The following is a 4,049-nucleotide window of genomic DNA, read 5'->3' on the forward strand; positions in this document are numbered from 1 at the left end:
AAATGGCACCCGCAGGAGCGTGAGCATAGCGACGCCGAAGGCGGCACGCGGGACCGAGTGCAGCGACGAGACCGGTTCAAAAGCGGCACCCGGGAACGGGGCAGTGATAGCGATCGCCGCAGGCGAGCCCCTTTCCCGAGTGCCCCCGGCGAGGAGCTCCGCATCTCTTGCGCGAGCTGGGGTAATCCGATCCCCAGCCTTCGCTACCCTGGTCTGGGACTGATTCGGCCCAGCAAAGGAGAGGTAAAATGGCTCTGTTCGTTGGACTTGATGTTTCGCTCAAGACAACCTCGATCTGTGTCGTCGAAGCAGACGGCTCGCCGGTATGGGAAGGTAAAGCGGAGAGCGAACCTCTTGCACTCATCAAAGTCTTAATTGGATGGCGCGATGAGATTGCGCGGGTTGGTATTGAAGCTTGCCCGTTGTCAGAATGGCTTTACGGCGCATTGGTAGAGAGTGGCTTTGAGACGGTATGCATAGAGACACGCCACGCTCAGCGCTTCCTTTCGTCTCGGCCCAACAAGACGGACCGTAGCGATGCGCGCGGCATTGCCGAGATGATGCGGCTTGGCCACTACCGAGCGGTACACGTCAAGAGCAAGGCTTCGCAGATCCTAAGGACGGTCTTGATCGCCCGTCGGAAGTTCGTTGATCACATGCTGGCGATCGAGGACACCATTCGCGGCTTGTTAAAGGTGCATGGTCTCAAGCTGGGGCTTGTGCATCGTGCCCGCTTCGCTGCCAAGGTAGAAGCCATGCTTGCCGAAGCACCAGAGTTGCGATTGGCAATCGAGCCATTGGTCGAGGTGCGTAACGCCATGCGGGCCAAGAAAGCTTTGTTGGACCGTCAGCTTTCGCAAGTGGCGCGCAAAGATGAGGTCTGTAGGCGTCTGATGACCGTCTCGGGCGTGGGACCAATCGTAAGCCTGTCCTTCAAGGCGACGATCGACGATCCCGGGCGGTTCAAGGACTCAAGGGCCGTAGCCGCGCACCTGGGGCTGACACCTCGTGTCTATCAGTCTGGCGAGATCGACCGGTCTGGAAATATCAGCAAGTGCGGCGACAAGATGATGCGCCACGCTCTCTACGAGGCGGCAAATTCACATCTTCGAATCGCGAAGAAATGGTCAGTTCTGAGGGCGTGGGGCGTGAAGCTCGCGAAACGCATAGGTTCGAAGAAGGCTTGCGTGGCAGTAGCCCGAAAGCTGGCTATCATCATGCATCGTATGTGGGTGGCAGGTACGGACTTCCGCTTCGGCCAGCCGCCGGCCTCGCGCACGGCTTGAGGATCGTTCCGGCGTAGCTATCTGCTCTGCCGAGGACGTGGGGAAGGTCAGTCCGTTTCGATCCCTGTGCGGTTTCAAGCACGTGCTGTGAGCTTGGACGACCTCGCCTCGCCGGACCCCATCATGGAGCGAACCTTTTGGTCGACTCCGAACAGAAGCGCGGACCAGGCAGAAGCCGTAAGCGGCAACGATCGTGACCCAAGGGGCGGAGACGCTTCGCGGCTCCGGTCGCGGGCGTATGCCCGCGAGTAGAGCGTGACCGGCGAACGGCGGGCCGCCAAGGCGATATGCTTCACTTCCTGGCTCAAAAGGAGACATTGGCCAGTAAGCATCGGATGGCCGCGATAGGCCAGAAGCGGACCTCCGCTCCGTCGGCGATTATTGCCCGAACACGCGGGGCTTCAATTCGGCCGTCCGCTAAGCCGCCCGCACGGTCACCAGGAACTTGTCAACCTCGCGCCTGAGCCGGTTGCTTTCTGTCGACAGGGATTGCGCCGCCGAAAGCACCTGGGCTGACGCAGAGCCGGTTTCGGTCGCTCCGTGCTGCACTTCCGTGATGTTGGACGAGACCAGCTGCGTGCCCTGCGCAGCCTGCTGGATGTTGCGCGAGATTTCCTGGGTCGCGGCGCCTTGCTCCTCGACGGCGGCGGCAATGGTGGAGGACACTTCCGACAATTGTTCGATCGTGCCTGAGATGTCCTTGATGGCCTGCACGGATTCGTCGGTAGCCGACTGAATGCTGCCGATCTGCTGGCCGATCTCGCCCGTCGCCTTGGCGGTTTGTTCGGCGAGCGCCTTGACTTCGGAGGCGACGACCGCGAAGCCGCGGCCGGCCTCGCCGGCGCGTGCAGCCTCGATGGTTGCGTTGAGCGCCAGGAGATTGGTCTGGCCAGCGATGGTGTTGATCAGCTCGACCACGTCTCCAATCTTGGCGGCGGCCCTCGAGAGCTCGCTGACTTTCGCCGTGGTGTGCCTGGCCTGTTCGACGGCGGCCGAAGCCATGCGCGCGGAGGACTGAACCTGCCGGCTGATCTCGGTGACCGACGAGGTCAGCTCTTCCGTCGCGGAGGCCACCGACTGGACGTTGGTGGAGGCCTCCTCCGAGGCGGATGCGACGTTGGTTGCGAGATCCTGCGCGTGCTCCGCAGTCGTGGTCAGCGTGGATGCCGACGCTTCCAGCTCCGTCGAAGCCGATGACACGGTTTCCACGATCTCACCAACCGCCGCCTCGAACTCGCTGGCCAGGCGGTTCATATCCGCCTTGCGCTGCTCGATCTGCCGACGCTCGATGTCCGCCTGCTCGGAGCGCAAGCGCTCGGCGTCGATCATGCTGGTTTTGAAGACATCGACTGCACCAGCCATTTCGCCGATTTCGTCATGACGACCGACGCCGGGAATCTCGACCGCCATATCGCCTTTCGCAAGCCGGACCATGGCCTGGACCATGGACACGATTGCTTTGGTTACAGCCCGCGAAATCGTCAGCGAGAGGCCCGAGACCACCAGGATCGTAAGTGCGAGGGTGATCAGCATCCAGCGCTTGATGCTCGCAAGCGTAATCGTCTCCTGGGCCTGGGCGGCCTCGTACCGCCGCTCAATGTCCTTTGCGATATCCTCGATCTGCGGCTCCATCTGCGCAAAGGTCTTCGACATGGCCGATGCACTGGCGGCAGATTGTTGGGCACTGTCGACCCATGCAATGAAGTCGGCGCGATATTTCTGTAGCTTGCCCTCGATGTCCGCTTTCATGGCTGGCGCGAGATCGGATGCCTGCACGGACTTGGCAAACTCGTTCGCGCTCTTCTCGAACTGGTCGAGATAGGCACGATCGCGACGCAGCATGAAATCCTTTTCATGCCGGCGCATCATCAGCATGCCGGCGGCGAGCTTCGAGTTGTCGACCTGCGTCAGTTTCGCTTCGATGTCGTGCACCGAAGCGCGCAGCGCACCGCTCAAACCCAGCTTCTCGTTCAGGCCAATCTTGACCTCATTCTGCTCCAGCGCGGAAAATTGTTTGCGATAGTCGCTGAAGCCTTGCGCAAGGGCAGCGACCTTGTCGGAGAGGGACGTAAACCCGGCTTCCTTGATGGATGCGCCGAACCGATCGATGTCGCTATTGATGCTCGCGGTCAACGACGCGTGACGCTTGGATGAGGCCTCGTCGCGCCGCAGCAGGAAGTCCTTCTCGGCCCGGCGTGCATCGAGCAGATCGCGCCCGAGCCGGTCGTTTGACATCGAGACCTTGCGGGCCTCTTCCGCGATTGTTCGAGACGCTTCCTGCGATGCGTTGCCGCTAAGGTAGATGGCCCCGAACACGATGAGGCCGAGGATGCCAACGAATCCGATGAGCAAAATCTTATGGCTCAGTCGCAGCGAGAAGGTCTTCATGAGTGCATCCTGCGGTGGTAAAAAAAATAGCTAAGTATTTGGTTCTCCGGTTAAAATACACAGTTCCCGGAAACGGAACGTAAATGTCATCGATAAGCGCACCATTGCCGTAGTTTTACGGATCGCCGAACAACGCTGCGCTGTCTCGTCTCCCTCATTCATCTCAAAGCGCGAAGCAGCTCGTCGTCCATACAATTCATCTAGCTGCGTGTGCAGTAACCAAGGCTTTCCTTGATTCAAGTCCGCAACGGGTCAAAGTGAGACCTCCGCACGTGATCTTGGGTTGGTCGCTCTACTCTGAAACCGGACATCCCGCCTCCTGGAGAAAAGGGGCTTGACCTTTCAACTCGGATTACAGAAGGGATCGAAGCCGCA

2 protein-coding genes are annotated in these 4,049 nt (G+C 60.2%); one reads left to right on the top strand and one right to left on the bottom strand.

Annotated features, from left to right (window positions below):
* Positions 1-248 precede the first annotated feature (248 nt).
* Complete coding sequence (locus JQ587_RS36550) at positions 249-1,286, top strand: IS110 family RNA-guided transposase (RefSeq protein WP_212428599.1); 1,038 nt, start codon at positions 249-251, stop codon at positions 1,284-1,286.
* A 417-nt stretch (positions 1,287-1,703) separates the two neighbouring features.
* On the opposite strand, the gene JQ587_RS36555 is transcribed toward JQ587_RS36550, so the two are convergent.
* A complete protein-coding gene (locus JQ587_RS36555; protein WP_212428600.1) occupies positions 1,704-3,674 on the bottom strand; it encodes a methyl-accepting chemotaxis protein in 1,971 nt (656 codons plus the stop codon).
* Positions 3,675-4,049 lie beyond the last annotated feature (375 nt).

Origin of the sequence: Bradyrhizobium manausense, assembly GCF_018130615.1 — a bacterium.
Taxonomy (GTDB): domain Bacteria; phylum Pseudomonadota; class Alphaproteobacteria; order Rhizobiales; family Xanthobacteraceae; genus Bradyrhizobium; species Bradyrhizobium manausense_A.

Coding starts and splice junctions, on each gene's coding strand:
- JQ587_RS36550 (WP_212428599.1), top strand. CDS start 249: ATGGCTCTGTTCGTTGGACTTGATGTTTCGCTCAAGACAACCTCGATC.
- JQ587_RS36555 (WP_212428600.1), bottom strand. CDS start 3,674: ATGAAGACCTTCTCGCTGCGACTGAGCCATAAGATTTTGCTCATCGGA.